The sequence below is a fragment of the Aeromicrobium sp. genome, from assembly GCF_036675695.1.
Taxonomy (GTDB): domain Bacteria; phylum Actinomycetota; class Actinomycetes; order Propionibacteriales; family Nocardioidaceae; genus Aeromicrobium.
On record NZ_JAKFEL010000225.1, the window covers coordinates 31,336 to 57,026 of the forward strand.

Here is a 25,691-nt window from a genome sequence, read left to right on the forward strand (position 1 = left end):
AAATGCTAGTGGGCGAGGGCCCCCTCGTCAGCGGATGTCGTACTGGGTCTTGCGTGCTTCCTTGGCGTTCTCACCGACTCCGAGAGCGGCAATTCCGACGATTGCGGTGCAGAGCACCAGGAAGTACATCGAGGCGATCCAGTAGATGACGGTGCCGAGGGTGTCGGCCGGGTCGGACTTGACGACGGCGAAGACGACCAGGGCGGTGACGGCGAGTGCCAGGGTGGCGCCCGCTGCCTTGCGGAGGACGTTGGTGCTGAGGTGGAGGCTGGGTGTGTGGATGTTCTGGATGGTGGTCATTTCAGTTCTCCTCGGGTGGGGTGGTCGAGCTGGTGAGACCACCGTCGTCAACACCCCTTGAGAGAACCTTTCGATTGATTTGAGACTGGATTACGAGTGAATTTCGCGATTCCACTCCTCGTCGTCCCTTCGCCGATACGCTCGCAGACGGAGGGACTAGATGGAGGTCAGGAAATGGCTAGTCGTTTACCCGCAAAGTCCCTCAAAGTCACCGCGCCCGGCTTCGTTGCCACAGGCGCATCCATACCGGTCAAGGTGAGTGGCCTGAAGTGGCGCGAAGCGTTCACGATCAGCGTTGACGGAGCCACCCTGGCGACCGGCAAGGCTCCGTTGTTCTTCGCCGCCTCCGCGACCATCTCCCTCGGGGCTGCCGAGGGAGCGAAGACCATCGTCGCCACCGGCTCGGCCGAGAACCGCACGGGCAGCTGCTCGGTGACCATCGCCAAGGACGGCGGTGCGGCAGGCCTCACCAAGCGGATCTAAGTCCCGCCCCGGCTGGGCCCGTGGGGTCCAGTCGGGGGTAGGCTCGTGGTTACACGACAGGGGAGCACCACGCAGAGGTGCTGAGAGTGCGGATCCGCCGCAGACCCTTGAACCTGCACCGGTTAGTACCGGCGAAGGGAGTCAAAGATGAGTTCTGCAACCACGTCCACCAGAGGTTTCGATGTGCGTTATCGCACGATCGACCTCGTCACCATCGCCACCCTGGGTGTCGCCTTCGGCGTCATCTTCTGGGGTTGGGGCAAGCTGTACGAGCCGCTCAGCGGCGCGGCCATCTTCTCGTTCCCGCCCAGCTCGGGACTCCTGGCAGGCGTCTGGCTCATGGCCGGTGTCGTCGGCGGCCTGATCGTCCGCAAGCCCGGGGCCGCCTTTGCCACCGAATTCCTCGCGGCGGCTGTCTCGACGTTCATCATCGGCGGCACACAGTGGGGATTCAGCGTCTTCGCGTCCGGCTTCTGGCAGGGACTCGGCGCCGAGCTGATCTTCCTGCTGTTCTTCTACAAACGCTCCGGCGTTGTCGTCGCCGCCCTGGCTGGCCTCGCCGCGGCAACGTTCGCGTCCGTATATGAGTGGAACGCGTACTGGGTCGATTGGGACTGGGACTACAAGTTCGCCTACCTCGGCTTCTTCGGCCTGTCTGGCATCGTCGTCGCCGGTATCGGCGGCTTCTACCTCGTGCAGGCGCTGGCCAAAGCAGGCGTGCTCGATGCCTTCCCAGTCGGGCGCGAACAGGTCGACGACGTCTGATGAAGTCTGGTGAAGCCCAGTTCCGTGGCTTCACGTGGCGCCCACTCGGGCGACGCAATCCCGTGGTCGCCGGGCTCGATCTCACGATCGGGCCCGGCGAACGGGTGCTGCTGGTCGGACCGAGCGGTGCTGGCAAATCGACCCTTCTGTACGGCCTCGCGGGTGCGCTCGGCATCACGATCGCCGGCGAGCTCAGCGGCACGGCCGAAGTCGGCGGGCGGCTGGGCCTGCTCCTGCAGAATCCCACCGACGCCGTCGTCGCCGAGCGTATGGGCCGCGACGTCGCCTTTGGGCCGGAGAATGCGGGTCTCGATCGTGACCGGATCTGGTCCCGAGTGGATCTGGCCCTGGACTCTGTCGGCCTGACGTACCCGCGAAACCACTTCACATCGGCACTCTCGGGTGGTGAACAGCAGCGTCTCGCTCTCGCCGGCGTGCTCGCGATGCAACCGGATCTGCTGCTGCTCGATGAGCCGACGTCGATGCTCGACGCCTCGACCGCTGCCTCGGTTCGCGACGCGATCGTCGGCGCGGCAGGCAATCGCACCCTGGTCGTTGTCGAGCATCGCATCGAGCCGTGGCTTGAGCACGTCGACCGCGTGATCGTCCTGGGAGCTGGCGGCGTCGTCGTCAGTGACGGATCGGTGGCGGATTTCCTCGCCGGTTCCCAGCCAGGCGGCGTGTGGATGCCGGACATGCCGAAGCCGACACTGCTCGACGTACCGACTGCTCTCGTGGCACCGGCGGCGGATGCTCTGAGCATCTCGGCGACCGACGTCTCGGTCGAGCTGGTCACTCGTACGCTCCGCGGCACACAACGCACGAAGGCCCTCCACGACTTCACGACGACGCTCGAACCGGGCGCCGTCACCGCATTCACCGGCCCCAGCGGTGCTGGCAAGTCCACCGCAATCGCGGTGCTTGGAGGACTGCTCAAACCTGTGTCGGGGAAGGTGTCACCTGACCTTCGCCGCTGGCGCTCACCGCGGCTCGCCGAGTCCGTCGGGTGGATGCCACAGAATCCCGAGCACGGATTCCTCGCTTCCACGGTAGCCGACGAGGTCGCCAAGACCGGGCACAAGATCGGCCGCGCGGTGGATGTGGACGCGGTCCTCGAAGTGTTCGGCCTCGGTCACCTCGGTGGCGCCAATCCCTACCGGCTCTCCGGCGGTGAGCAACGCCGACTCGCGCTCGCGGCTGCCCTCGCGCACCGTCCCGGCGTGATGCTCCTTGACGAACCGACCGTCGGCCAGGATCCCGGCACCTGGGCTGCTGTCGTCGGATGGGTCACGGCTGCCAGCACGGCAGGCGCGACCGTCGCCGTGTCGACCCACGACGCCGACCTCCCGATCGATGCGGACCGACGCATGGCGGAAGGCCGACTCGTATGAGGCCAAAGAGATTGAGAACAGCGGTGCTCCGCCTCAATCCGCTGGTCCAACTCTCGGTCGGCCTCTTCTCGCTGCTCGGGTCGCTGTGGATCCGGAGCCTGCCGGTCGCGCTGATCGCCCTTGGCGCGTACGTGCTTGCGGCCGTCATCCTGCTCCCGGGATGGCGCTATCCGCTGGCGTGCCTCGGGTTCACCGCGATCGCCGCCGTGACGATCGTCTACTCGACGTGGCGACTCGGCGGCCACGACGAGAAGGAGGCGATCACCGCCGGTATTCGCATCGTCGTGCTCGCCTGGCCGGGCTCTGTGATGGCCGGATATGTCGACCCGTCCCGTCTCGCCGACTACCTCGCGCAGACGCTGCGCTTCCCGGCCCGGATGATCGCCGCGTTCGCCGCCGCACTCCAGCGGTTCACCGGATTCGGGCTGGCCTGGCAGCAGCTCGAGCGCGTGCGCTGGGTTCGCGGCTTCGGCCCCAAGCGCAATCCGATCGCCAACGGTCGCTATGCCGCCAACATCTCGTTCGCGCTTCTGGTTCAAGCGATGCGTGGTGCCTCAGCGTCGGCGATCGCCATGGACGCTCGCGGGTTTGCGACTGCGCATAACCGGACGTGGGCCGAGCCAGCACCGTGGACGCGCCTCGACATCGCCGGGCTCGTTATTGCCGTACTGCTCGGCGTCGTGGCGATCGTGGCCCGCTTTGTGATCTGACACGATGAGGCGGTGGAGACCGTGATCATCGTCTGCCTGGCCGGATCGGCCCTGATTCACCTGCTTCCGCTCGTCGGCGCACTTGGGCCCGCGCAGGTCGCCCGGATGTACGACGTGAAGGTCGATGGGCCTGACGTCACGGTGCTGCTGGTGCATCGCGCCGTCCTGTTCGGACTGCTCGGCGCCGCGCTGATCGCCGCGATCTTCTGCGACGACGCGCGCCCGTACGTGATCGGCGCGGTTCTATTCAGCGACGTCTCCTTCCTCGCGATTGCCGGGCGTAACCCGGGCATCAATGAGTCGATGCAGCGCGTCGTCCGTGCCGATGTCATCTCGATCGTGCTGCTGCTCGTCGCTGGATTCGTAGAGCTCGCGCGCTGAGGCTCTGGCGCGGGGCGCCGTTGCCGTACTAGGGTGCGAACTAAGCAAGCGCTTAGTTCAACGGATAGAGGTTTCGCATGGCCCGCGTGTTCAAGAGTCTCGACGAGTTCAAGGCAATCGCCGGTGAAGAGATCGGTGCGAGTGACTGGCACACGATCGACCAGGCGCAGATCAATGCGTTCGCTGACGCGACCGGAGACCAGCAGTGGATCCACGTCGACGTCGAGGCCGCGGCCAAGGGGCCGTTCGGTGGGCCCATCGCCCACGGCTACCTGACGCTCTCCCTTCTCCCTGTCCTCGCCGAGCAGATCTATGACATCCAGGGCCTGGCGTTCGGTATGAACTACGGCGCCAACAAGCTCCGTTTCCCGACGCCCGTGCCCGTCGACTCACGCGTACGTGGCGTCGCGACGCTCAAAGAGACCAATGAGATCGCGATCGGTACGCAAGCGATCATCAACTTCGTCATGGAGATCGAGGGAGTCGAGAAGCCGGCTCTTGTCGCCGAAGTCGTCTATGTGATGGCAGCAGCAAGCTGATGGACTTCGAATACGACGCCAAGACCGTCGAGATGATCGGCAAGATGGAAGCCTTCATGGACGAGGTTGTCTATCCAGCCGAGCCGCTCGCGCATGAGCAGATGCAGGCCGCCATCAAGGAAGACTCCTGGTCTCCGCCTGCTGTTCTCGAGGACCTCAAGGCCGAGGCGCGCAAGCGCGGGCTGTGGAACTTCTTCCTTCCCGGTGAGGATGGGGCCGGGCTGACCAATCTCCAGTACGCGCCGCTCGCCGAGATCACGGGCCGCAGCATTCAGCTCGCTCCGGCAGCCGTGAACTGTGCAGCGCCCGACACCGGCAACATGGAAGTGCTCCATATGTTCGGTACGCCCGAGCAGAAGGAGAAGTGGCTCAAGCCGCTGCTTGCGGGAGAGATCCGCTCGGCATTCGCCATGACCGAGCCGAAGGTGGCCTCGTCGGACGCCACCAACATCGAGACGTCGATCGTCAAGGACGGGGACGACTACGTCATCAACGGCCACAAGTGGTGGATCACCGGCGCGATGAACCCGAATGCCAAGATTTTCGTCGTCATGGGCAAGACCGACACATCGGCCGAGCGTCACCGCCAGCAGTCGATGATCCTGGTCGAGCGCGACGCCCCCGGCTTCGACATCAAGCGCGGCATGCACGTGTTCGGCTACAACGATCGCGACCACGGTGGTCACGCCGAGATCGAGTTCCACGACGTACGCGTGCCGGCCAGCAACCTGATCGGCGCCGAGGGAGAGGGCTTCGCCATCGCCCAGGCCCGCCTCGGGCCCGGCCGCATCCACCACTGCATGCGCTCACTCGGCATCGCAGAGCGTGCCGTCGAGATGATGTGCCAGCGCGCGTCGGAGCGGGTTGCCTTCGGCAAGCCGATCGCCGACCAGGGCGTCGTCCGTGACTGGATCGCCGAGTCGCGCGTCAAGATCGAACAGCTCCGACTGCTCGTGCTCAAGACCGCCTGGCTGATGGACAAGGCCGGCAACCGCGGAGCGCACACCGAGATCCAGGCGATCAAGATCGCCACACCGGAGACCGTCGGCTGGATTCTCGACAAGGCGATCCAGGTGCACGGTGCAGGTGGCCTGAGCCAGGACTTCCCGCTGGCCGAGTGGTTCGCCGGTATGCGCACGTTGCGCTTCGCCGATGGTCCTGATGAGGTGCACAAGAACTCATTGGCGCGCGCCGAGCTCAAGAAGCACCGCTGACGATGGACGCATCGACCGCCAACGCAGTCGTCACCGGCGCCGCCAGTGGCATCGGCGAGGCGATCGCGCAGCGGCTGCTGGAGGCAGGCGGGTCAGTCGTGATCGGCGATCTCGACGCGTCTCGCCTTGAGACCACGGCAACGCGCCTCGACGCTGACCATCCCGGCCGTGTTGCTCATGTCGCCGGCGATGCATCGGACCCCGAGCACGTCGCCGCACTGATCGCCGCAGCCGGCGACCTGGTCAACCTGTTCGTCGCCAACGCCGGGGTCTTCCGCGGCTTCGGTCTCGAGGCGACGGACGAGGAGTGGGCCAGCTCGTGGGACGTCAACGTCATGGCGCACGTCCATGCTGCGCGAGCGCTCGTGCCGCAGTGGCTCGAGAATGGCGGCGGCTGCTTCGTCAGTACTGCGTCAGCCGCCGGCCTGCTCACCCAGCTCGGCTCACCGACGTACTCGACCAGCAAGCACGCCGCGGTCGGTTTCGCCGAATGGTTGGCGGCGACGTACGGCGATCTTGGTGTCCAGGTCTGCTGCTTGTGCCCGATGGGCGTACGCACTGACATGCTGCTCGGCGGCGAGAGCACCGCCAGCGACGACGGCAAGCTCGGTATGAAGTCTGTGACCAGCGCGGGCGAAACCCTCGATCCGCTTGCGGTCGCCGATGTGCTGCTCGACGCGATCGAGGACGGACGGTTCTTCGCACTGCCACACGCCGATGTCGGCACGATGTACGCCCGCAAAGCCGCCGACCCCGATCACTGGATCGGCGGCATGCAGCGCTTTCGCGCTTCTCTTGAGGGCTGAGCACAGCCGGTTCGAGGAGGGCCCGCCCCGCTCAGCCCCCCCGAGGCTGAGCGGAGTCGGAGACTAGGAGCCGCTCAGCGCGCGGCCGAACTCTGCTTCCTTGCGCGAATCCCCCTTCACCCCGGAGCTGTCCAGGTTGAGGGCGACGCTTCCGGTGGTCTTGGGACCACCGGTCATGATCGAGAGCTGGTGGAACTGACCGGTCGCGTTTTTCGTCCCGATCTTTTCGCGAGGTGCCCCGATAATGAGGCTGCCCTGGGTCTTGCTCTGCACGTTCGCGATCGAGATCGCTCTGCCGAACACGTCTTGAAGCTCTGCCGTCCCTGCCACGCCTGAGGAGTCCTGGTGGTAGCGGGCGCCACCTTCTCCAGCAGTGGTCAGACCCGTCGGGCCGCCGAGCAGGATGATGACCGAGCCAGCGCCGAGCTTCCCGTTGATCGTGTCGTATGGAACTCCGATCGCGAGGTCGTCGGTCGGGCCGGCATCCAGCTTGCCCATGGCCAGAGAGGCACCGAACGAGTCGTCCTCGCCCGGGGTGCCGACGACACCAGTCATGCTCTGGTCCCACGTCTTCACGCCGGCGGAGGTCAGTCCATCGGCCGAACCCTTCACGACCGCCACGGTGCCGCCGAGGTCGAGGTTCTTGGACGGCATGCCGGTCGCGAGGTCGTCGCGCCCGTCGGCGTCCACGTCGCCGGCAGCGATGATGTCGCCGAACACCCATCGCTCACCTTCGCCGTCGTGATCGGGAATGAAGTCGTCGACGCCCAGGTCCTCTCCGGAGAGCGGGCCCTGGCTCGGCACGAGACCGTCTGCGCCGGCTTCGACGATCTGCAGCTTGCCCTCGTCGAGACCGAAGGCCACCTCGTTGACGCCATTGCCGTCGAAGTCCCCGACGGCCATGGACTTGCCGACCTCGTACGCGTTCGCGCTGACTCCGGCGGTTGCCCGGTCGAGCACCGTCTTGTCAGCGGGATCGAGCCCGCCGGCGCCACCGTGGAGCACCGCGATGGTGCCGAGGCCGTCGGCACCGACCTTCGCGTACGGCACGGCGATCCCGAGGTCGGTCTTGCCGTCGTCGTTGAGGTCGGCCGCGGTCAGGATCGACCCGAACCCGGGGTCGGGCGGAGTGATCGGAGGTACGCCGAGGACCTGCTCGTTCGTGAACCGCGCGCTGCCGCTGGTCTTGAGTCCGGTCTTCGAACCGTAGAAGACGTAGATGACGCCAGCTGTGCCGTCTGAGTCCGCACCGACAGCCAGATCTGCGCAGCCGTCATCGTTGTAGTCGCCGAACGCCACCGCCGAGCCGAAGTTGTCGTAGTCCGCGCCCGTTCCCGCGACGCCGGGTGAACCCTGGTCGATGTACTGGTCGTCCAGCGCAGTGCCGGACGCACCGGCTGTCAAGCCGGAGGTGCGTCCGTAGAAGATGTGCACCGCTCCTTCGCCGTACGACCGTCCGGCCTCGCTGACCGCAACCTCTGCGCGGCCGTCGCCGTTGACGTCTCCTTCGACACCTGAGGTGCACACTGCCGCCGACGCGGGTGAAGCGAGGGCCAGCGTGAGTCCACCGACCATCAGGCTCCCGGCGGCAATCAAGCGCATAGACAGAGACTTCTGTTGCTTCATGGCGATCTCCTGGTTCGCGGTGCCCCCCATGGAGCCGCCGTCATACACAGAGATGCGCAGACGTTCCGGAAAGTTGCCGGCATCGACCATCAACTTCTGCAGCCCCTGCAGCCGGGTGATCTGATGGTGACATGCCCATCGTCAGCACCGAGCAGTCGTACGGGTCGATCACCAAGCTCCTGCACTGGCTGACCGTCGTGCTGCTGGTGGCTCAGTTCGTCCTCGGCTATGGCATGGAGTCGTTCGCTGAGGCGCTGTTCGAGGAGGACTCCCCGGGTCACGGCTCGGGTGGCGACCGCATCCGAGCAGGTGATGACCAGCTCGTGTTCGCGCACGCCTGGATCGGCGGCGCGATCCTCGTGCTGACTGTGGTCCGACTGCTGTGGCGGTGGGCGACACCGCTGCCGGAATGGTCTGAGCGACTGACCGACGCAAACCGGCTGGTCGAGGCGTGGGTCGAGAAGGTCCTTTACGCGACACTTTTCGTGATCCCGCTCAGCGGCCTCGGGCTCTTGTACTTCTCCGGCGAGGAGCGCGAGCTCGAGAACAGGGACGGATGGTTCCCGCCGTATGACGTCGTGAGCGATGATCTGACGCTGGGTATGCACATTGCTGGACACCTGGCCTTCTACCTGGCGGTGGTGGTGCATGTCGGGCTTTCCCTGCGTCGACGCACGCTGACCCGAATGCTCTGACACCTGTAAATCTCGGGTCTGCGCCCCGCATAGACTCGGTGCGTGAAGACTCGTTGGCAGATCGCTGCATTCCTGGCTGAGCTCGTGCTCCTGGCGTTGTTCGCCGTGGAGCTGGCCACGGACTGGAGCGAGGATGCGCTCCCCGGCATCAGGGTGCTCGCGGTCATCGCAGCGCTCGTGTTCGCCGGGTGCATGTACTACCACTGGGAGGCTGTCGAGAAGCGCGTGCCGGCAACGCATGCCGCAGCAGGTCTCGGTCTCGTTGGAGGTGCGCTGATGGCGTCTTCGGTGTTCACGTCCGGTCTCGACGTCGTCTTCCGCAGCACCCCGATGGCCGCGATCGGTATGAGCGCCATCGTCCTCTCGTACGTCCTGGCCCAGCTCAGCGTCTTCGAGCAGAGGAAATCATGATCGAGCTGCTCACCCCGACCCAGCTGGACGAGATGCGACCGGCCGGGAAGTTCGTCGGCGAGGTGCTCACGGCGTTGTCAGAGGCTGCCGACGTCGGAGTCAACCTGCTCGATCTCGATGCCTTGGCACACGACATGATCCGCAAGCGCGGTGCCGAGTCCTGCTACATCGACTACCACCCGTCCTTCGGTGCCATGCCATTCGGCAAGGTGCTCTGCACCTCGGTCAACGATGCGGTTCTGCACGGTCTGCCGCATGACTACAAGCTCAAGGACGGCGACCTCGCCAGCTTCGACTTTGCCGTGTCGGTCGACGGCTGGGTCTGCGACTCCGCGGTCAGCGTCACGGTTGGCACCCCGCGCGACGAGGACGTACAGCTCATCGCTCATGCGCAGGAAGCGCTGGATGCTGCGATCGCCGTCGCTCGTGCTGGCAACAAGGTCGGCGACATCTCAGCAGCAATCGGTGCGGTCGGGCGATCGCACGGGTTGCTGATCAACACCCAGTTCGGTGGTCATGGAGTGGGTCGCACGATGCACGGTGATCCGCACATTCCCAATGACGGTCGCGCCGGTCGCGGCTTCCCGCTGCAGCCGGGCCTCGTCATTGCGATCGAGCCGTGGTTCCTGCACTCGACTGACGAGATTGTCATGGACCCGGATGGTTGGACCATCCGCAGCGCAGACGGCTCGCGTGGGGCTCACGTCGAGCACACGATCGCGATCACCGACGGTGACCCGATCGTGATGACCGCTCGCGGCTAGAGCACCTCGTGGAGGCGGCGGACGTTGCCGTCCGGATCCTCGAACCAAGCGGCCTTCTCTGAGCCGAGCACGCTGACGCGGTCGACCGACGTGGGGTCGGGCAGTTCGTAGTCGGCGAACGCCACGCCGTTGCACCGGCGAGGGCGAACACCTCCTCCCACTTCCGCCCTGCGGCGACAGCCCGCATCTCAAGGATTTTGGCCGCGGACGCCGATCCGTCCCCATCGCTACTGGGCGAACTAGTCACAAATGGTCATTTTGGGCACTGAGAATGCGAATTCTTTTGCGCAGGATGTGCGGAGGGAGTGCAGATGCCCGCAAAGCTGCGGCGCGAATCTGATGTTTGAGGGAGCCAAGATGAACTTGCGAAGCTTTGTTGTCCTGCCTGCGGTGGCTGGGATCCTTGCGGCCGGCGCGCTGGTGGCGCCGACGGCGGCATCTGCCGAGCTACGAGCCGACAGAGACCTTTCGTACGACAACCCGCGCTATGAGGACAGCGCGGCGCTGGACGTGGAAGGAACAATCGAGACGACCGTCATCGACGGATTCGGCGAGGATGGCGGCGCGTCATACGAGTACGGCGTGCGCGTCGAGGACGGCGGCGTCATCCCGTTGCCGGCATCGTTCGGCAAGTCCGCTCCGAACGGTGGCGACTTCAAGGGCAAGCTCGCGGTGACTGGCGAGCTGGCGAACGACCTGCGAGATGAAGGTGTGGACGTGGCGCAGGGCGAGACGATTGATGCCGACAGCGCCGACGGCGAGACCGCGGTGGACCTTGCGTCTGAGCTGGAGACACCCGTGCCGGTGGTGAGCGCGACCGTAACCGAGCCTGTAGCCGAGGCCATGACGCCGAGTTCACACCGTCTGTACGTTGCCATCCTCAGCAATCGCGGCACTATGGCGGCGACCTCAGGGGCGATCACGGCCATGAGGAACTACTGGCTCACCGAGTCGGACGGTGCGATTACCGAGTTTCCCGTGGCATCAACCAAGACGTACGCATCGGCCGTCACCGCGACAGACAACTGCGGCTTGGCCGGAGGTCACAATGCGATCTGGGCCGAGGCGGCGGGCAAGTTCCCCGGCGTAGACTTCAGTGCTGGCGGCAACCACCTGATGGTGATGGTGCCTGGCGCCTGCAGCGGTGCCGCAGGTATCGGTACGGTCGGCACCTCGATCAACGGCGGCGGCAAGTCGATCATCTCGGCTGGAGCCAGCGCAACCCAGATCGGCGCCCACGAGCTCGGGCACAACTTCGGTCTAGGTCATGCCAACCTCGAGCGGTGTCTGTCGACGTGCTCGACGTTCAACTACTACAACGCCTACAGCGTCATGGGCTTCGCGATCAGCGCCTATGCACCGCCAGCTCTCTCAACGGTGGCTCGCAGATTCCTCCGACTCGGCGACACCACGAGTGACGTTGTTGTTCCTGGAGTGACCACTGTGGATCTGAAGCCACGATCAGACCCGGCAGGTCGGCGCGGGCTGCGGGTCGTCGATCCGCTCACCTCGGCCGAATTCTTCATCGAGTACCGCTCCGGAACGGGTCGGGATGCCTCGTCCTACTACGCCAAGGGAGGAGCGCTCTCCTCGTTCCGCTACTCGCCCGGAGTGGTCGTCACCCAATACACCTCGCAGAGTCCAGGTCGCCACACCAAGGTCTTGACCAGGCGCGTGAGCACCAGCGACTACGCGTACCTGTCCAGTGGTGCATCGTTCAGGAGCTCGTCTGGCGGCGTCCTCGTGAAAGTCAACTCGCTGAGTGGCTCCACGGGTGCACGAGTCACGGTCTCGCTGGTAGCCGGTCCGGTGTCACCGTCAGCTGTGCCCGAGATGGCGTTCGCGGACGGTGTTGCCCCGAGAAGTGGAAGCACCGTGACCGCGGTCGAGGGCACGTGGGACAGCGGAACGACGTTCACCTACCGGTGGCGTGTCGACGGTAACGCGATCTCGGGGGCGACTGGCCGGACGTACGTCGTTCCAGGCGCCTACTACAAGCGGAACCTGTCGGTGACGGTCACGGGCAGCAAGCCTGGCTTCCGCAGCACCTCGCACAGGTCGAGCTCAGTCCCGGTGCAGATCGGCACCCTCACGTCAGTGACGCCAAGGATCAGCGGCACGCTGAGGGTCGGCCGGACCCTGACGGCCATCCGCGGCGTGTGGACATCCGGCACTTCGTTCAAGTATCGCTGGTACGCCGACGGTGTGGCGATCACCGGGGCGACAAGCAAGTACTACACGATCTCGAGGTACAAGAGGGGCAAGCAGCTCTCGGTGCGAGTGACTGGTTACAAGTACGGGTTCACGACCACCAGCTTGATGTCCCCGCTGACCGCCAAGGTCGAATAGCCCGATCCGGCGGATCCGAGAGCCGTCCTCGCTGTCATGTCCCGCATCGCCGCGAGCATCACTCCGATCGCGATGACAGCTCGCGACTAGTGCACCTCGTGCGGCTAAGCGCATGTGTCAGACGCCCGAAATGGATTGAAATTGCAATGAGGTTGTATGCTCAAGTGGCTCGGGGTTCTACAGGGGATGTAGATGATGGTTTCGCCGATAATCGGTGGGAGTTGTCTGTACCAGGACGGCTGCTCGCCTCCGCGGTAGCCCGTGCGAGCCGCGCGACTCGCGCGTGTCGAGGTGTTCGCACGTGTGGCAGAACTATCTGCCAACCCCAATGAGTCCACGCTCCTTCTCCTGGGGGAAGTAGGGGTCGGTAAGACTCATTTGCTCGAACAGCTCCGTATGCACGCCACGGTGCCTGCAAGACTGATGCGCACCAACTCCGCCGAAGCCGACTACCCTCTCTCCGGGCTCGCGTCGTTCCTTTCGTCGCTGACCGACGTTCCAGGCTTGGCGGAGCTGGCCCTTCGAGCCCATGAACGCGACGGGATGTTCACGGCGGCCAAGGGTGTACTGAGTCAGATCCGGAGCCTCGGGCTCCCGCCGACGCTGGTGTTGATCGACGACATCGACCTGATGGATGCTGAGAGTCAGACCCTGCTGGGAATAATCGCCGGGCGACTCGGGGGGAGCGGGCTTCGGATTGTGGCGACAGCGACTGCAGTCCAAGCCGCGGGTCCGTTCGTGAGCATTCCAGTGGCGGAGTTGTCGCCCTTGAATCTGGAACAGCTGGTCGACATAGCCGCGGGTCGCATCGCGAACGGCGAGGAGTCCACACTGCGTATCGTCGCCGGCTACCTTGGCGGCAACCCGGGTCTCATGTTTGAGCAGCTTGCGCAGTTGGAACCAGATCAGCTCATCGGGTCGGCTCCGTTGGTTCTGCCGGTGCACCGGACTCCGTCGCTCGATCTCGTGACGCGGCCGACGATCTCGGCACTCGATCCGGTCGCCCGGAAGCTCCTAGAGACCGTCGCGTTGGCGCCGATGAGCCACTCGTCGGCGTTGATAGATCAGTATGCCCAAGCTGAGGACGCGATCGAGGACATGGTCGAAGCGGAGATCCTGGAGCGCAGGGGCGAGTACGTCTGCCTGGCAGATCCGCGCGTACGTACTCAGTTGAATTGGGACCTCGACTCGCGGCTTCGTCGCGAGTTGCACGCAGATATCGCTGTGAGGACCGAGCCATTTGATCGGCATTTGGCTGCTTGGCACCGCAGCTTCGGACATCACGGACACGAGTGCGTAGATGAGTTGCTCGCAGGCGCGATCTGGCTCGTTTCCCAACGCCAGATCGCCGCCGCAGTCGAATTCGCCGAACGTGCGTTGGGCCGAATGGTGCGTGCAGAACACCACGCGGTCTTTCTGATCCGCTTGTGCACGGGGCTGTTGCGGGTCGGCGAGATGAGACTTGCCGCTCGATACGTCGACCGTGCGGAACCAGATCGCGCTGTGCCGGGCCAGGTGCTCAGGTTGGCCACGGCCCAGCTGACTGCGCACCTGTTTGACGCAAGAACGATGGACGACGATCGGGTACAAACCCTCGTCCGCACGCACGCCGGATCCAATCAGGAAGCTGCCGGCCTGGTGCTTGTGCTCTCTGCCTTCCATCGAGCCGAGCGTTGGGAAATCGCCGAGGGCCGAGCGTTCATATCTTCGGCAGCCAACACCACGCCGGTCATCGACGTGACAATAGAGAAGCTTCAGGTGATGGCTGAGATCCTTGATGCCCTAGACGGCGTCCCGGCAGATCCGCGTGACATCGAATCGCGTGTTGAGCGAATTATGCGGGGAGAGGGTGGGCCTCCGTCGTTGCTCATCCTCCAGGGACGTCTCATGACGCATCGCGAGCGCTATGCCGAGGCCCGCACCATAGTCAGTGTCGCGCTTAACCACCCCATGACGCGGGGAAGGAAAGGAATATGGGGCGACCTCGCAACGTACTTGCAGGTCACGAATGAGATGGCCGCCAGCGAGTTCCGTCTTGGGCGTACTGCGATCGCGGACATGATCCTCCGGTCGCCGACCATCAGTCGCGACACTTCATTCCGGGCCCTCCTGGGTGCCTGGTTGTCCTATTCGCTGGACGAGCTGGACGTCGCCCAAACCATGCTCTCTTCCTGCCTCGGGCTTGCCCTTGAAGAGGTCGATCATGCAGCGTTTGCTCAAGCGCTGGCGCTTCGCGGGGCGATCGGGTTGGTGGAGGGCGACGCCGAGGCAGCAGTTGTGGATCTTCGTCGAGTGAGCGACCTGTCGACCCGATTCCGCAATCCGACATTGCTTCGGCACTGGGCCGACTATGTCGAGGCCTGCGTCATCACCGAACGGTTCGACGAGGCGAAGAGTGTCGTCGAGGCGCTGGAGTTGCGACTGGGCCACGGTGAGTCGCGATGGGGTCAACTGGCGCTGCAGCGCTGCCGCGCCTTGGTGGCGGTGGACCTGAACTCGGTTGAGCTGTTCACGACGTGCATCAAGGAGTTCGGCCGTGACGAGTCGCGATATGAGTTCGGCCGGACGCTGCTGTGTCTGGCAGACCGCCTGGCGGCGCTCGGTCTCGAGGGTGAGGGACGACGTGCCCGGATGGCTGCTGTCACTGCCTTTGAGACGTGTGGCGCAGTTCCGTGGTCCGCGCGTGCAAACCGGAGCGAATGGACTAGTCGAGCCTCGGAGGAAGTGCTGGACCAACCCGATCAGTTGGATCAGTTCGGTAGCGAGGAGCGCGAGGTAATCCGTCGGGTGATCGATGGTCAACGCACGCGCGAGATCGCCGGTGCCCTGTACATCTCAACACGCACCGTGGAGCTCCGTCTGACGTCGATCTATCGTGCTCTCGGAGTGGCTTCTCGCTCAGAGCTCGTCTCCCTGCTCACCTAGAACACCCGCCAAGGGACCGCACCCTCGTTGCGGTGCACCGCGAGACGTGGTGCGCCCCCGCATTCATCCCGCTTGTCGCTCCCGCATTCGTTGACCGGCGTCCGTCCTGGCACGCACGGTTGCTTCGAGGGCGCTGGATGAGATCTGGGTTCCCACCCCACCACTCCCACTCCCGCACCACGTGTGCCACGCAGTTCGCTGCGATAGCTGACCCGCATTTAACAGAAAGTGCGGCCCCACCACTCCACTCCCACTCCCGCACCATGTGTGCGCGGAGTTCGCTGCGAAAGCAAACCGCACTTAACAGAAAGTGCGCCCCCACCCTTGATGCGCCTGCAGGGATCCTGCGCGCATCTGAAGGAGATTCCCCAATGAAACGATTCATAGCTCATGCAACCGCTGCGTTGCTTGGCGTCGGGGGAGTGATCGCGGTCGCCGCTCCGGCGTCCGCCCACCACTCCACCGTGACGGCGAGCGTCGAGTGCGCTGGTGGAGGCAACTACACGATCAAGTGGCACGTCCAGAATTGGGACAGTGGCGCGGAGAACCTGACAGCAAAGGTCACGTCGTCATCGCGTGGAGTCGTCCCGGTCGACACCTCGTTCTCCGACGACGAGACCAAGACCTTCAACGAAACCGTCAGCAACCCCCAGAACCTCGGTCTCTCCGTCTCGTTGACGTGGTCGAACGGCGCCACCGGCACCAACAGCGGATCGGTCGGTACCGGTTCGTTCCCCGACTGCACCGAGGACGTCACTCCGACAGTTCCGTCAGTGTCAGCTCCGACGTGTCAGGCGAACGGTGCGCTCGTCGTCCCCGCCGACACGTCGTCGATCGGATACACCCAGTCCCCGTCGGGCTCTGGCCCAGGCGTGTACGACATCGACGCCACGGCAAAGGTCGGCTTCAACATCGTCGGTGCGAAGCACTGGACTCTCACTGTCCTGCCGAAGCTGACCGGTGATCAGTGCGATGAGGAAGTGGTGCCGACTTCACCGTCGGCCAACCCGCCGACGTGTCAGGCGAACGGCGCGCTCGTCGTCCCCGCAGACACGGCGTCAATTGACTACTCGCAGGACCCGGCGGGTTCGGGTCCTGGCACGTATGAGGTGAGTGCTGCCGCCAAGGTCGGCTACAAGATCACTGGGACCAAGGCGTGGTCGGTCGACGTTCTGCCGAAGCTGATTGGTGAGCAGTGCGATGTGGTCGCCACGCCGGTTGCTCCGAATGTCGTCGAGATCGACGAGTGTGGCGAGTACGGCAGCATCGCGTTCGCGACGACTGAGGGCGTGACCTATGCGCTCACGACGGGCAATGGCACGTCGGGCGTCTACTTCGTGACGGCCAGCGCGAACTCGGGTTACAAGTTTGCCGATGGTGCGCAGAGCGTGTTCAGCGGCAACCTTGGCACCCACACCGAGTGTGTGACGCCCGCCCTGCCGACGGCCTCACCGCCGACGTGTGAAACCGCTGGGGTTCTGACCGTTCCTGGCGACACGGTGTCGATCGACTACTCGCAGGATCCGGCGGGTTCGGGTCCTGGTACGTATGAGGTGACAGCCACAGCCAAGGCTGGGTACTCGATCACCGGACAGTCGGCGTGGACCGTCACGGTGGAGCCCAAGAAGACGGGCGTCGATTGCGACGAGGTCGTGACGGCAACAGCACCGTCGGTGTCAGAGCCGACGTGCGACCAGGACGGCTTGTTGACCGTTCCTGGCGACACGTCGTCGATCGACTACTCGCAGGATCCGGCGGGCTCGGGACCTGGCACGTACGACGTAGCCGCGACTGCCAAAGCCGGGTACACGCTGAACGGCACGAAGCAGTGGAGTCTGACGGTGCTACCGAAGCTGACCGGCGTGCAATGCGACGAAGTAGTGACGCCAGTCGCTCCCAATGTTGTCGCGATTGACGAGTGCAACGAGTTCGGCGCCATTACCTTCGCCAACACCGAAGGTGTGACCTATGCGGTGACATCGGGCAACGGCGTCACCGGCGCCTACACCGTGACCGCCACCGCCAAGTCGGGCTTCACGTTCGCCAATGGCGTGCAAACCGTGTTCAGCGGGAACCTCGGTGCACACCACACATGCGTGACAGCTCCGGTGCCAACTGAGGTCCAACCGACCTGCGAAGCGCCTGGATCCGTGGCCGTGCCTACGGCGACCGGTGTCACCTACGAGATCGAAGATCTCGGTGGTGGAATCTTCAAGGTCGTCGTCTCGGCCACAGAGGGCTACGAACTCGTCGGTCCGACCGAATGGACCATCGTCACTGAAGGCAAGCTGTCCGGGGACGTGTGCGACGAGTACGGTCCGACCGCTGCTCCGCAGGTCGTGTCGATCGACGAGTGCGGCGAGTTTGGATCGGTGACCTTCGTCGACACGGAGGTGGCCAACTACGCGCTGACCGTCGGCGACGGCAAGCAGGGCGCCTACGAAGTCACAGCGACACCAGCGCCCGGCTACCAGTTCGAGGATGGCGCGCAGACCGTGTTCAACGGTGACCTCGGCACGCACACCGATTGCGGCGCAGTGGATGCCGCAGATCTGGACGCTGGCCCGCTCCCCGACACGGGAGCAGCGACCAGCCTGTTGATGCTCCTCATGATCGGCAGCATGGTTGCCGTTGGTGCAGTGCTCATCGCGGCCAGCCGGCAGCCGGCAGTCGCAGATCAGCAAGTCGGCGGCCTTGATTGGGACCTGGCAGGTCTTCGGAACGGCCGTTCAGCAGCTCAGAGGCTCACCGCTTTCGTCAGCAGTGGGATTCGTTTCACGGGTGAATCTGGAGGTGATGCGCGGACTGGGACCGCCCATCGCAGGATCACTCAGATCGTCCGCAGGGGCACTCCTCCTGTGCGGCGGCGCCACCGTCGCGACTCAGCGAGATTTCGCGCTGACGAGTGACCGGTGACATGTGGGTCGGTCCCCTGGGCTGCCCGTGGCAGTGTGGGGGCGGCCTCCTCCGAGAGGGCCGTCCTCACACTGGTTCCCGCTGGGTGGGCTCGTGGAGGCAGAGGACATTCCGTCCGGATCCTCGATCGTGGTCATCACGGGTTCCATCGCAAGGGGTTCAGCTTGAGAGGCTGGGCCGGCGATCGGCCCATGGGGCGGCCGCCTCGACCTGGGCGCACAGGCTGAACAGTGCGCCGTCCTGTCCCGGCATCGCGGCGAGCATCACGCCGATCGGCAATCCTTCGGCGCTCCAGTGCAGCGGCAGGCTCGCGGCCGGCTGGCCGCTCATGTTGTAGAGCGCGGTGTACGGCGTGAACAGCAGCTCTCGGCGGTGATCCTCGATCGGATCGCCGGACTCGTTGAACCACTCGATGGGTTGGGGAGGCAGGGCAAGCGTCGGTGTGAGGAATGCGTCGTACGACTGGAGACCGGTGATGACCTCGCGAGTCGTCGCTTCGAGGAACTGCATCGCCTGGCTGAGCTCGATGGCCGACGCCGTGGCCCCTCGCCCACGCCAGTAGCGAGTGTTCGTACGCAGCGTCGCTTCAACCTCTGGAGGAAGGGGAACGCCCGCGATGCCACTCGACCAGATGATGTTGAACTGTGGCTCGAGTGCCTGGGGAAACGGATTGGGTATGTCGAGCACTTCGTGACCCAACGACTCCAGCAGCGTTCCCGCAGCGTCGAACGCAGCCAGCGCATCGGGGCCGGGCTCGATGCCATCGAGGTGCGTCGCCGACCAGCGAGCGATACGCAAGCGACCCGGCTCACGTCGCGACCACTCCGCGTACGGAACCGCAGGATCGGGGAGCGGGCGTATGTCACCGGGCATCGGGTGAGCCAGCACGTCCAGCAGCGCTGCGGCGTCGCGGACCGTACGAGTCAGCGGTCCGTCGACGGCGAGGCCGCTCCAGTCGCTGCCGAGCGGACCGGCGCTGACCCGACCGCGACTCGGCTTGAACCCGAAGATGCCGCAGGCGCTCGCCGGTATGCGGATGGATCCGCCACCGTCGCTGCCCTGCGCGAGCGGCACCAGACCGGCGGCCACCGCTGCCGCGGCTCCACCACTGGAGCCGCCGGCATTGCGCGAGGTGTCCCACGGTGTACGGGCTGGGCCGATGATGTCGTTGTCGGTATAAGACGAGAGGCCGAACTCCGGCGTGTTCGTCTTGCCCAGGCTGACGAAGCCCGCCTTCTCGATGAGGTCGACGACGTACGCGTTGACGGGAGGTACGAAGTCGCGCATCACGACAGATCCCATCGAGGTGGGTGTGTCGCGGGTGAAGGTGAGGTCCTTGATCGCGATCGGCACCCCGGTGAACGCCGGAGCGTCACCCTCGGCGAGCTTCGCGTCGGCGATCACCGCTCGCTCGAGCGCCTGCTCCGCCGTGACAATGATGAACGCCCCGAGCGCAGCCGAATGAGCGTCGATGCGGTCGAGGTGGTGTTCGACCAGCTCGACGGAAGAAGTGTCGCCCGCACGGAGCGCCTCGGACTGGGCAATCGCATCGAGCTCGTGCAGTTCGGCCACGAACTGAGAGTATGCGACTCGCGCCGACTTCCCGTTCTCCTGTCCGCTCTAGAATTGTCTGGTGGCCACGCCCAAAGTCCTTCTCTTCTATGCCTTCGCTCCGTTGGCGGACCCCGAGGCGATCCGGCTCTGGCAGCACACCCTCGCCGACTCGCTCGGCCTGCGCGGCCGCATCCTGATCTCGCGGCATGGCATCAACGCAACGCTCGGCGGCGATGTCATCGAGATGAAGAAGTACGTACGCGGCACCAAGGCATACGCGCCCTTCAAGGACATCGACTTCAAGTGGAGCGAGGGGCGTGCTCTTGAGGACGGTACGACCGCCGACTTCCCGCGGCTGAGCGTCAAGGTGCGCGACGAGCTCGTGACATTCGGTGCGCCCGACGAGATCGAAGTCGGCGACGAAGGCATCGTCGGCGGTGGCGCCAAGCTCTCGCCCGCCGAGCTGCACGCGCTGGTCGAGGCGAAGGACGTCGTGTTCTTCGACGGTCGCAACCAGATCGAGTCCGACGTCGGCCACTTCGCCGGCGCCGTACGACCTGGAGTCGAGACCACCCGCGAGTTCATCGCGCAGCTCGACAGCGGCGCATACGACCACCTCAAGGACCAGCCCGTCGTGACCTACTGCACCGGCGGCATCCGGTGCGAGGTGCTGACACCGCTGATGAAGAATCGCGGCTTCCAGGAGGTCTACCAGCTCGACGGCGGCATCGCGACGTACGGCGAGGCCTACGGAGACGACGGCCTGTGGGAGGGCTCGCTCTACGTGTTCGATGACCGCATCACGATGGACTTCTCCGACCACACCGCGCTGGTAGGCGCCTGCGATCGTTGCGAGACGCCATCGAACCACGTGGCCGATTGCGGTGATGCCTCGTGTGTTCGCCAGATGAATCGCTGTGAGTCGTGTCTTGTTTCCGACGTCATGTGCCATCAGCATGCTTCGGTGTCGACGTGACCCAGCGTTTCCCAAGCGACGTGTATGACGAGGGGCAAGATCCCGATCCGCGCTTCTCCCTGGCCAATGAGCGCACCTTCCTGGCCTGGACACGTACGGCGCTCGCTCTGCTGGCAGGTGCGGTCGCAATCCACACGCCCGCTGTTGATCTCGACTTGTGGGTCAAGGTCGTGGCGTCCTTGGTCCTTCTGCTGGCAGCCGGAGTGGCTGTGGCTGAGTCCTGGCGGCGTTGGAGAGCGACAGAGCGGGCACTGCGGTTGGGGCACCCCCTTCCGGGATTCGGGGGCGCAGCCGTGCTGGTCGTGCTGCTCGGCTCTCTGATCGTCGGTGTCGCGGTGGGCGTGATCGTCGTGGCCGTGCGCTGAGTCAAGAAAACTTCGAGGACCGTGTCGAATTGGCTCGACTCCGGTCGACGTACTGGTGAAGGCTGACCCACAGAGGGCCTGCCACTGACAAGGGAGACATCATGCGATTCCTCAGCTACATCGAGTCCGATCCGGCGCAGCCTTGGGGCCCACCGCCTCCCGAGCTGTTCGAGGCCATCGGCGCATTCGGCGAAGAGCTGGTCAAGGCCGGCGTCGCCGTCGACCAGGGTGGCCTCGCGCCCATCGAGGCCAGTCCGCACATCCGGGTGTCCGGCGGCAAGATGACCGTGACCGACGGGCCGTTCTCCGAAGCCAAGGAAGTCATCGGCGGTTACGGCATGTACGAGGTCCGGTCACTCGAGGAGGCGGTCGAGTACTCGCGGCGCTTCATGCAGATCCACCTCGACCACTGGCCCGCGTTCGAGGGCACCAGCGTTGTCCGTCAGGTCTTCGGACCGGAGGCCTGACATGAAGTACCTCGTTCTGATCCACCTAGACGAATACGTCACCGAAGCACCCCCGGAGGCCCTGCTCGACGCGATGATCGCGCACGTTGCCGACGAGACGCATGCTCGTGTCGTCACCGACGCGGGACTGGCGCCGACAGCGGAGTCGATCCGTGTTGCTCCTCGTGACGGCAAGGTCACCACGACCGACGGTCCGTTCGCGGAGGCCAAGGAGGTCGTCGGAGGCTTCATCATGATCGACGCGCCCACACGCGAAGACGCTGAGGCGTGGACTCGCGGCTTCGTCGAGCTGCACGTTGCGAACTGGCCGGAAATCCCCGACTCGTTCTTCACCGAGCTGCGCCAGGTCGCCGGAAGCCTCACCGACCCGGAGTGACCCCCAGCGGTGGTGGTGGTTGGATCGGTTGTCATGACCGAGCGCAGCATGACCGACTCCGACCTCCACCGCTCGGTCGAGGCGGTCTGGCGACTCGAGTCGACCAAGTTGGTCGCCGCCCTCGTACGCATCACTCGCGATGTCGGTCTTGCCGAGGATCTCGCACAGGATGCGCTCGAGGCCGCGCTCTCGCAATGGCCTGAGTCCGGCATCCCTGACAACCCCGCCGCCTGGCTGATGGCCGTGGCGAAACGTCGAGCGATCGACGGCTTCCGCCGCCGCGAACGCCAGGACCGGGCATACGGAGCAATAGCGGAAGGGCAGGAGGACGTCGTGGCTGGAATCGAAACTGCAGTGGACCATGTCGAGGACGACGTCCTGCGCCTGATGTTCATCTGCTGTCACCCGGCGCTCGGCGATGACGCCCGCCGGACCCTGACCCTACGGCTGGTTGCCGGACTCACGACCAGCGAGATCGCACGATCGTTCCTCACCAGCGAGGCGACGATCGGTGCCCGCATCACCCGCGCGAAGAAGACGCTGGCCGATGTCGACGCGCCGACCGAAGAGCCCGCCGACAACGAGCGCGCCGAGCGGCTTGAGGCAGTGCTCGCGGTCATCTACCTGCTGTTCAACGAGGGCTACTCAGCCACGGCGGGCGACGACTGGATGCGTCCTTCCCTCAGCGAGGAGGCCGTACGACTGGGTCGACTGCTGATCGGCCTCGTTCCGGATGACCCGGAAGTCCTTGGCCTGCTGGCGCTGATGGAGATCCAGCTCTCGCGCACTGCGGCTCGAACTGGGCCTGACGGGTCGCCGGTGCTTCTCCTTGATCAGAACCGCGCGCATTGGGATCAGCTGCTGATCCGCCGCGGACTCGCGGCCCTCGAACGTGCGACGGCAATCGGTGGCACTCCGGGCCCGTACGTTCTGCAGGCCGAGATCGCGGCATGTCACGCACGCGCCCGTACCGCTGAGGACACGGACTGGACACGTATCGCGTCGCTTTACGAGTCACTTGCAGTGATCACCGGCTCGGCAGTCGTGGAGCTCAACCGAGCCGTCGCCGTGTCGATGGCGCACGGACCAGCGGTCGCCCTCGCCCTGATCGACCAGCTCGCAGAGCTCCCCGAGCTGAGGTCCTACCACTTGCTCCCGAGTGTTCGCGGCGATCTGCTCTCGAAGCTGGGACGCATCGACGAGGCTCGGCTCGAGTTCGAACGGGCCGCCTCGCTCACCCAGAACGAGCAAGAACGCGCGCTGCTGCTCGCTCGCGCGGCAGACTGCTAGACGTGCACCAGATTTCGAAGCGCAACGCGCAGTTTCAGCAGTGGGAAGCGCTGATCGCCAACCGCAACAAGCGGCAGCGCGCTGGGGAGTTCTTGGTACAAGGTGTGCGACCGATCAGCCAGGCAATCGAGCACGACTGGCCCGTACGCGCGCTCCTTCACGACGCCGGCCGTGACCTGTCGGACTGGGCCACGGCGATCGTACGTTCGGTTGCCACTGATCACGTCGCGATGTCGAGTGAGCTGTTGTCCGAGCTGAGCGGCAAGGACGACGGAGTCGCTGAGCTTGTCGCGGTGGTTGAGATGCCTCCGGACGACTTGTCGCGCATTGCGGTCGGACCCGACTTCTTAGGCCTGGTCTTCGATCGGCCGAGCAGCCCGGGCAACATCGGGACTGTCGTCCGTGCCGCGGATGCGTTCGGTGCTGGCGGAGTGATCGTCACGGGGCACGCCGCAGATCCGTACGACCCGCGTGCCGTACGCGCGTCGACCGGATCGTTGTTCGCGTTGCCAGTCGTACGCGAGCGCAGCCACGTCGAGGTGCTCGCCTGGGCTCGGGCGGCAGGGCTGAACGTCGTCGGCACTGACGAGACGGGCGACGTCAACATCGCAGCTCACGACCTGACGGGCCCGACGCTGCTCGTGATCGGCAACGAGACGTCGGGAATGAGCGCTGGGTGGCGCGAGTCCTGTGATGGGATCGCCCGCATACCGATCTCAGGCTCTGCCAGCTCGCTCAACGCGGCGACCGCGGCGACCGTCTTCCTCTACGAAGCGGCCCGCCAGCGCGGCTGAGCCGACAGCTCAGTCCAAGCGTGCGGCCAAGCCCGCAAACTCCCAATACACCTAGTGAACGGCTGCGGAGTTCGCCAACGATCGCGTAGCGTCCGATCATGTCGAGACGGCGGATCGTCGTGGGAGGCTGGCTGCTGCTGTCGGTCGTCGTGCTCTTCCTACCCGGTCCAGAAGTGACGGTAGGCCGGTCCTATGACCCGCCTGACAGCGAGTCCGTTTCGATAGTTCCGCTCACCACAATCTTGGGACTCACCAGTCTTGCGATCGGACTCGTTGTTGTCGCCATTGCTGCGATCCGCAAGCGACTGGCCTGACCGACCTGCTTGCTAAGCCCCAAACTCCCAATGCACCTAGTCGTGAGTTCGAGGTCTCCACACAGCTAGACCGCCCTATGGTTCCCTCATGATGCAATCAGTCGAGCCAGCGGTTCGGCCTCGTTGGGTGGTCAGCTCAAGCCCTTGGGCGGTTTCGGTCTGGTTCGTCCTGGTCTTCACGGTGTTCGCCTTGTCGGCACCAGCGTTCGGGGTACCCGCCATGTTTGGTGCTCTCCTAATCTTCAGGCGCGCTCATCCGTTGTTGCGAAGAATCGGTCTCGTCGTAGCGATCGCACTTACGACCTATGCAGTCTTGTTCCTGCTTGAGGTTGTGCACTTCATCTATTGGCAGTGACGGCGGGCTATGCCGCCAAGCCCGCACACTTCCAATACACCTAGCGGAGGGCGGATGACTCACCGGACGCGCCACGGCAGCCTCCGCCGCCACAGTCGTCGCCCTCCGTATCCGTCAGGAGGAACACGAGCAGTCCCGAGATCACGAGACCTGTTCCGACGACCACCAGTACGGACCTTTGAGAGATGACCTTTGCAATCCCGAGCAGGTAGATCCCGGAGAACACCAAGAGAGCTGCAGTTACGTACTCCATTCACACCCTCCAGTTCTCTGTCGGATTGTCATGAGTCCCTATACGGTATCGGCGCGGCACTCGGCAAGCCCGCAAACTCTCAGCACACCTAGTGGTCGTCAGTCGGCGTAGCTCTCGGTCAAAGCGAGCGCCACAAACTCCCAGCCCTCGACGTTCTTCAGAGACTGAGGATGCGGCTGCTTACCGAGAGATCGCGTGTAGTCGACGTGCCAATGCGTGAAAACGTGCTGGGCGTTCGCGTAGGCAATCAGGGCGTCCACGGTCTGACGATCGATCGCGGGCGGCTCAGGAGTTGGCGGTGGTTCCGCTGGCGTAGTCGTCATGCCGAGAGCATCCCATGATGCGAGTCCCCGGCAAGCCCGTCTGTGTTCACCCAGTGACCCGCAGTGGGCGTGCCGGTGGGCCGCTGGACTTGGGGGTCAGGCGGCTTGGCGGTAGTGGGTTCTTCGTCGTCGGACTGGGTGGTGGTGGCGGTTGGTGAAGTTGAAGCCGTCGACGGCGTTGCCGGTGATGTTGAGCAAACCGCGGTGGAGCAGGTGGTGGCATCGGACGCAGAGTCCGATGAGGAGGTTGACGTCGGTGGGTCCACCCATGGACCACCAGATGACGTGGTGGATTTCGAGGTGGGTGTGGTTGCAGCCTGGTGTGGCGCAGACGCCGCGTTGTCGGGCG

29 protein-coding genes and 1 riboswitch are annotated in these 25,691 nt (G+C 64.8%); of the genes, 22 read left to right on the top strand and 7 right to left on the bottom strand.

The genetic code is table 11. The annotated features are described in order from the left end of the window. Positions 1 to 27: 27 nt before the first annotated feature. Positions 28 to 300 carry a hypothetical protein gene (locus V6M39_RS14595; RefSeq protein ID WP_332644538.1) on the bottom strand — a complete coding sequence of 91 codons (273 nt, stop codon included), beginning with the start codon at positions 298 to 300 and terminating at the stop codon, positions 28 to 30. A 174-nt stretch (positions 301 to 474) separates the two neighbouring features. Between V6M39_RS14595 and V6M39_RS14600 the strand changes: the two genes are divergently transcribed. The 8 genes from V6M39_RS14600 (at position 475) to V6M39_RS14635 (ending at position 6,589) form a co-directional block, all read left to right on the top strand. Then, positions 475 to 783, top strand: coding sequence for a hypothetical protein (locus V6M39_RS14600; protein WP_332644539.1), 309 nt, complete (start codon positions 475 to 477; stop codon positions 781 to 783). A 48-nt stretch (positions 784 to 831) separates the two neighbouring features. Next, positions 832 to 940, top strand: a riboswitch (TPP riboswitch). Next, positions 931 to 1,548: an ECF transporter S component gene (locus V6M39_RS14605; protein WP_332644540.1), complete on the top strand. Its 618-nt coding sequence runs from the start codon at positions 931 to 933 to the stop codon at positions 1,546 to 1,548. It overlaps the preceding riboswitch by 10 nt. Continuing rightward, positions 1,548 to 2,939 (top strand): ABC transporter ATP-binding protein, encoded by a 1,392-nt coding sequence (locus tag V6M39_RS14610; protein WP_332644541.1) that lies wholly within the window; start codon positions 1,548 to 1,550, stop codon positions 2,937 to 2,939. The genes V6M39_RS14605 and V6M39_RS14610 overlap by 1 nt, the downstream gene beginning before the upstream one ends. 23 nt (positions 2,940 to 2,962) lie before the next feature. Further along, positions 2,963 to 3,649 carry an energy-coupling factor transporter transmembrane component T family protein gene (locus tag V6M39_RS14615; protein ID WP_332644542.1) on the top strand — a complete coding sequence of 229 codons (687 nt, stop codon included), beginning with the start codon at positions 2,963 to 2,965 and terminating at the stop codon, positions 3,647 to 3,649. Positions 3,650 to 3,661: 12 nt separating this feature from the next. Then, complete coding sequence (locus V6M39_RS14620; RefSeq protein WP_332644543.1) at positions 3,662 to 4,030, top strand: hypothetical protein; 369 nt, start codon at positions 3,662 to 3,664, stop codon at positions 4,028 to 4,030. Positions 4,031 to 4,107: 77 nt separating this feature from the next. Then, positions 4,108 to 4,569, top strand: coding sequence for a MaoC family dehydratase (locus tag V6M39_RS14625; RefSeq protein WP_332644544.1), 462 nt, complete (start codon positions 4,108 to 4,110; stop codon positions 4,567 to 4,569). Then, complete coding sequence (locus V6M39_RS14630; protein ID WP_332644545.1) at positions 4,569 to 5,783, top strand: acyl-CoA dehydrogenase family protein; 1,215 nt, start codon at positions 4,569 to 4,571, stop codon at positions 5,781 to 5,783. The genes V6M39_RS14625 and V6M39_RS14630 overlap by 1 nt, the downstream gene beginning before the upstream one ends. Positions 5,784 to 5,785: 2 nt before the next feature. Next, entirely contained in the window at positions 5,786 to 6,589 is an 804-nt protein-coding gene (locus V6M39_RS14635; protein ID WP_332644546.1) for an SDR family oxidoreductase, read from the top strand. Between the two features lie 63 nt (positions 6,590 to 6,652). Here the strand turns inward: V6M39_RS14635 and V6M39_RS14640 are convergent, their stop codons facing one another. Continuing rightward, positions 6,653 to 8,191 (bottom strand): FG-GAP repeat protein, encoded by a 1,539-nt coding sequence (locus V6M39_RS14640; RefSeq protein WP_332644547.1) that lies wholly within the window; start codon positions 8,189 to 8,191, stop codon positions 6,653 to 6,655. A 155-nt stretch (positions 8,192 to 8,346) separates the two neighbouring features. On the opposite strand from V6M39_RS14640, the gene V6M39_RS14645 reads away from it, so the two are divergent. The 3 genes from V6M39_RS14645 to map are packed head-to-tail and all read left to right on the top strand — an operon-like array spanning position 8,347 to position 10,085. Then, on the top strand, positions 8,347 to 8,910 hold the full coding sequence (locus V6M39_RS14645; protein WP_332644548.1) for a cytochrome b: 564 nt from the start codon (positions 8,347 to 8,349) through the stop codon (positions 8,908 to 8,910). A gap of 42 nt (positions 8,911 to 8,952) precedes the next feature. Beyond that, positions 8,953 to 9,321, top strand: a complete 369-nt coding sequence (locus V6M39_RS14650) for a hypothetical protein (RefSeq protein WP_332644549.1) — start codon at positions 8,953 to 8,955, stop codon at positions 9,319 to 9,321. Beyond that, the gene (gene map / locus V6M39_RS14655; RefSeq protein ID WP_332644550.1) at positions 9,318 to 10,085 is read left to right on the top strand and encodes a type I methionyl aminopeptidase; all 768 of its coding nucleotides are present in this window, start codon (positions 9,318 to 9,320) and stop codon (positions 10,083 to 10,085) included. The genes V6M39_RS14650 and map overlap by 4 nt, the downstream gene beginning before the upstream one ends. On the opposite strand, the gene V6M39_RS14660 is transcribed toward map, so the two are convergent. Next, positions 10,082 to 10,210: a hypothetical protein gene (locus V6M39_RS14660; protein WP_332644551.1), complete on the bottom strand. Its 129-nt coding sequence runs from the start codon at positions 10,208 to 10,210 to the stop codon at positions 10,082 to 10,084. The two genes, map and V6M39_RS14660, sit on opposite strands and share 4 nt — an antisense overlap. A gap of 232 nt (positions 10,211 to 10,442) precedes the next feature. Here V6M39_RS14660 and V6M39_RS14665 point away from each other — a divergent pair, with 232 nt between their 5' ends. The 3 genes from V6M39_RS14665 (at position 10,443) to V6M39_RS14675 (ending at position 18,268) form a co-directional block, all read left to right on the top strand. Further along, positions 10,443 to 12,434 carry a reprolysin-like metallopeptidase gene (locus tag V6M39_RS14665; RefSeq protein WP_332644552.1) on the top strand — a complete coding sequence of 664 codons (1,992 nt, stop codon included), beginning with the start codon at positions 10,443 to 10,445 and terminating at the stop codon, positions 12,432 to 12,434. 408 nt (positions 12,435 to 12,842) lie between these two features. Continuing rightward, positions 12,843 to 15,359, top strand: a complete 2,517-nt coding sequence (locus tag V6M39_RS14670; RefSeq protein WP_332644553.1) for a helix-turn-helix transcriptional regulator — start codon at positions 12,843 to 12,845, stop codon at positions 15,357 to 15,359. A gap of 371 nt (positions 15,360 to 15,730) precedes the next feature. Beyond that, positions 15,731 to 18,268, top strand: coding sequence for a hypothetical protein (locus tag V6M39_RS14675; RefSeq protein WP_332644554.1), 2,538 nt, complete (start codon positions 15,731 to 15,733; stop codon positions 18,266 to 18,268). 166 nt (positions 18,269 to 18,434) lie between these two features. Here V6M39_RS14675 and V6M39_RS14680 read toward each other — a convergent pair whose 3' ends face one another. Continuing rightward, positions 18,435 to 19,847, bottom strand: coding sequence for an amidase (locus V6M39_RS14680; RefSeq protein WP_332644555.1), 1,413 nt, complete (start codon positions 19,845 to 19,847; stop codon positions 18,435 to 18,437). A 61-nt stretch (positions 19,848 to 19,908) separates the two neighbouring features. On the opposite strand from V6M39_RS14680, the gene trhO reads away from it, so the two are divergent. The 8 genes from trhO (at position 19,909) to V6M39_RS14720 (ending at position 24,766) form a co-directional block, all read left to right on the top strand. Next, positions 19,909 to 20,805, top strand: a complete 897-nt coding sequence (gene trhO, locus V6M39_RS14685; protein WP_332644556.1) for an oxygen-dependent tRNA uridine(34) hydroxylase TrhO — start codon at positions 19,909 to 19,911, stop codon at positions 20,803 to 20,805. Further along, on the top strand, positions 20,802 to 21,170 hold the full coding sequence (locus tag V6M39_RS14690) for a YidH family protein (RefSeq protein ID WP_332644557.1): 369 nt from the start codon (positions 20,802 to 20,804) through the stop codon (positions 21,168 to 21,170). The genes trhO and V6M39_RS14690 overlap by 4 nt, the downstream gene beginning before the upstream one ends. Positions 21,171 to 21,271: 101 nt before the next feature. Continuing rightward, positions 21,272 to 21,637 carry a YciI family protein gene (locus tag V6M39_RS14695; protein ID WP_332644558.1) on the top strand — a complete coding sequence of 122 codons (366 nt, stop codon included), beginning with the start codon at positions 21,272 to 21,274 and terminating at the stop codon, positions 21,635 to 21,637. A 1-nt stretch (position 21,638) separates the two neighbouring features. Continuing rightward, positions 21,639 to 22,013 carry a YciI family protein gene (locus V6M39_RS14700; RefSeq protein ID WP_332644559.1) on the top strand — a complete coding sequence of 125 codons (375 nt, stop codon included), beginning with the start codon at positions 21,639 to 21,641 and terminating at the stop codon, positions 22,011 to 22,013. A gap of 33 nt (positions 22,014 to 22,046) precedes the next feature. After that, the gene (locus V6M39_RS14705) at positions 22,047 to 23,303 is read left to right on the top strand and encodes an RNA polymerase sigma factor (RefSeq protein ID WP_332644560.1); all 1,257 of its coding nucleotides are present in this window, start codon (positions 22,047 to 22,049) and stop codon (positions 23,301 to 23,303) included. Between the two features lie 2 nt (positions 23,304 to 23,305). Next, on the top strand, positions 23,306 to 24,097 hold the full coding sequence (locus V6M39_RS14710) for a TrmH family RNA methyltransferase (protein WP_332644561.1): 792 nt from the start codon (positions 23,306 to 23,308) through the stop codon (positions 24,095 to 24,097). 98 nt (positions 24,098 to 24,195) lie between these two features. Further along, positions 24,196 to 24,411, top strand: coding sequence for a hypothetical protein (locus tag V6M39_RS14715; RefSeq protein WP_332644562.1), 216 nt, complete (start codon positions 24,196 to 24,198; stop codon positions 24,409 to 24,411). 88 nt (positions 24,412 to 24,499) lie between these two features. Beyond that, positions 24,500 to 24,766 carry a hypothetical protein gene (locus V6M39_RS14720; RefSeq protein WP_332644563.1) on the top strand — a complete coding sequence of 89 codons (267 nt, stop codon included), beginning with the start codon at positions 24,500 to 24,502 and terminating at the stop codon, positions 24,764 to 24,766. Positions 24,767 to 24,806: 40 nt separating this feature from the next. Here V6M39_RS14720 and V6M39_RS14725 read toward each other — a convergent pair whose 3' ends face one another. From V6M39_RS14725 to V6M39_RS14735, 3 genes are all read right to left on the bottom strand, one after another. Further along, positions 24,807 to 25,019, bottom strand: coding sequence for a hypothetical protein (locus tag V6M39_RS14725; protein WP_332644564.1), 213 nt, complete (start codon positions 25,017 to 25,019; stop codon positions 24,807 to 24,809). A gap of 98 nt (positions 25,020 to 25,117) precedes the next feature. Continuing rightward, the gene (locus tag V6M39_RS14730; protein ID WP_332644565.1) at positions 25,118 to 25,342 is read right to left on the bottom strand and encodes a hypothetical protein; all 225 of its coding nucleotides are present in this window, start codon (positions 25,340 to 25,342) and stop codon (positions 25,118 to 25,120) included. 96 nt (positions 25,343 to 25,438) lie between these two features. Continuing rightward, the coding region (locus V6M39_RS14735; protein WP_332644566.1) for an HNH endonuclease at positions 25,439 to 25,691 on the bottom strand (253 nt) is incomplete at its 5' end.

Coding starts and splice junctions, on each gene's coding strand:
- V6M39_RS14630 (WP_332644545.1), top strand. CDS start 4,569: ATGGACTTCGAATACGACGCCAAGACCGTCGAGATGATCGGCAAGATG.
- V6M39_RS14600 (WP_332644539.1), top strand. CDS start 475: ATGGCTAGTCGTTTACCCGCAAAGTCCCTCAAAGTCACCGCGCCCGGC.
- V6M39_RS14705 (WP_332644560.1), top strand. CDS start 22,047: ATGACCGAGCGCAGCATGACCGACTCCGACCTCCACCGCTCGGTCGAG.
- V6M39_RS14725 (WP_332644564.1), bottom strand. CDS start 25,019: ATGGAGTACGTAACTGCAGCTCTCTTGGTGTTCTCCGGGATCTACCTG.
- V6M39_RS14720 (WP_332644563.1), top strand. CDS start 24,500: ATGATGCAATCAGTCGAGCCAGCGGTTCGGCCTCGTTGGGTGGTCAGC.
- V6M39_RS14695 (WP_332644558.1), top strand. CDS start 21,272: ATGCGATTCCTCAGCTACATCGAGTCCGATCCGGCGCAGCCTTGGGGC.
- V6M39_RS14625 (WP_332644544.1), top strand. CDS start 4,108: ATGGCCCGCGTGTTCAAGAGTCTCGACGAGTTCAAGGCAATCGCCGGT.
- V6M39_RS14700 (WP_332644559.1), top strand. CDS start 21,639: ATGAAGTACCTCGTTCTGATCCACCTAGACGAATACGTCACCGAAGCA.
- V6M39_RS14675 (WP_332644554.1), top strand. CDS start 15,731: ATGAAACGATTCATAGCTCATGCAACCGCTGCGTTGCTTGGCGTCGGG.
- map (WP_332644550.1), top strand. CDS start 9,318: ATGATCGAGCTGCTCACCCCGACCCAGCTGGACGAGATGCGACCGGCC.
- V6M39_RS14635 (WP_332644546.1), top strand. CDS start 5,786: ATGGACGCATCGACCGCCAACGCAGTCGTCACCGGCGCCGCCAGTGGC.
- V6M39_RS14645 (WP_332644548.1), top strand. CDS start 8,347: ATGCCCATCGTCAGCACCGAGCAGTCGTACGGGTCGATCACCAAGCTC.
- V6M39_RS14640 (WP_332644547.1), bottom strand. CDS start 8,191: ATGCGCTTGATTGCCGCCGGGAGCCTGATGGTCGGTGGACTCACGCTG.
- V6M39_RS14665 (WP_332644552.1), top strand. CDS start 10,443: ATGAACTTGCGAAGCTTTGTTGTCCTGCCTGCGGTGGCTGGGATCCTT.
- V6M39_RS14610 (WP_332644541.1), top strand. CDS start 1,548: ATGAAGTCTGGTGAAGCCCAGTTCCGTGGCTTCACGTGGCGCCCACTC.
- V6M39_RS14730 (WP_332644565.1), bottom strand. CDS start 25,342: ATGACGACTACGCCAGCGGAACCACCGCCAACTCCTGAGCCGCCCGCG.
- V6M39_RS14595 (WP_332644538.1), bottom strand. CDS start 300: ATGACCACCATCCAGAACATCCACACACCCAGCCTCCACCTCAGCACC.
- V6M39_RS14715 (WP_332644562.1), top strand. CDS start 24,196: ATGTCGAGACGGCGGATCGTCGTGGGAGGCTGGCTGCTGCTGTCGGTC.
- V6M39_RS14605 (WP_332644540.1), top strand. CDS start 931: ATGAGTTCTGCAACCACGTCCACCAGAGGTTTCGATGTGCGTTATCGC.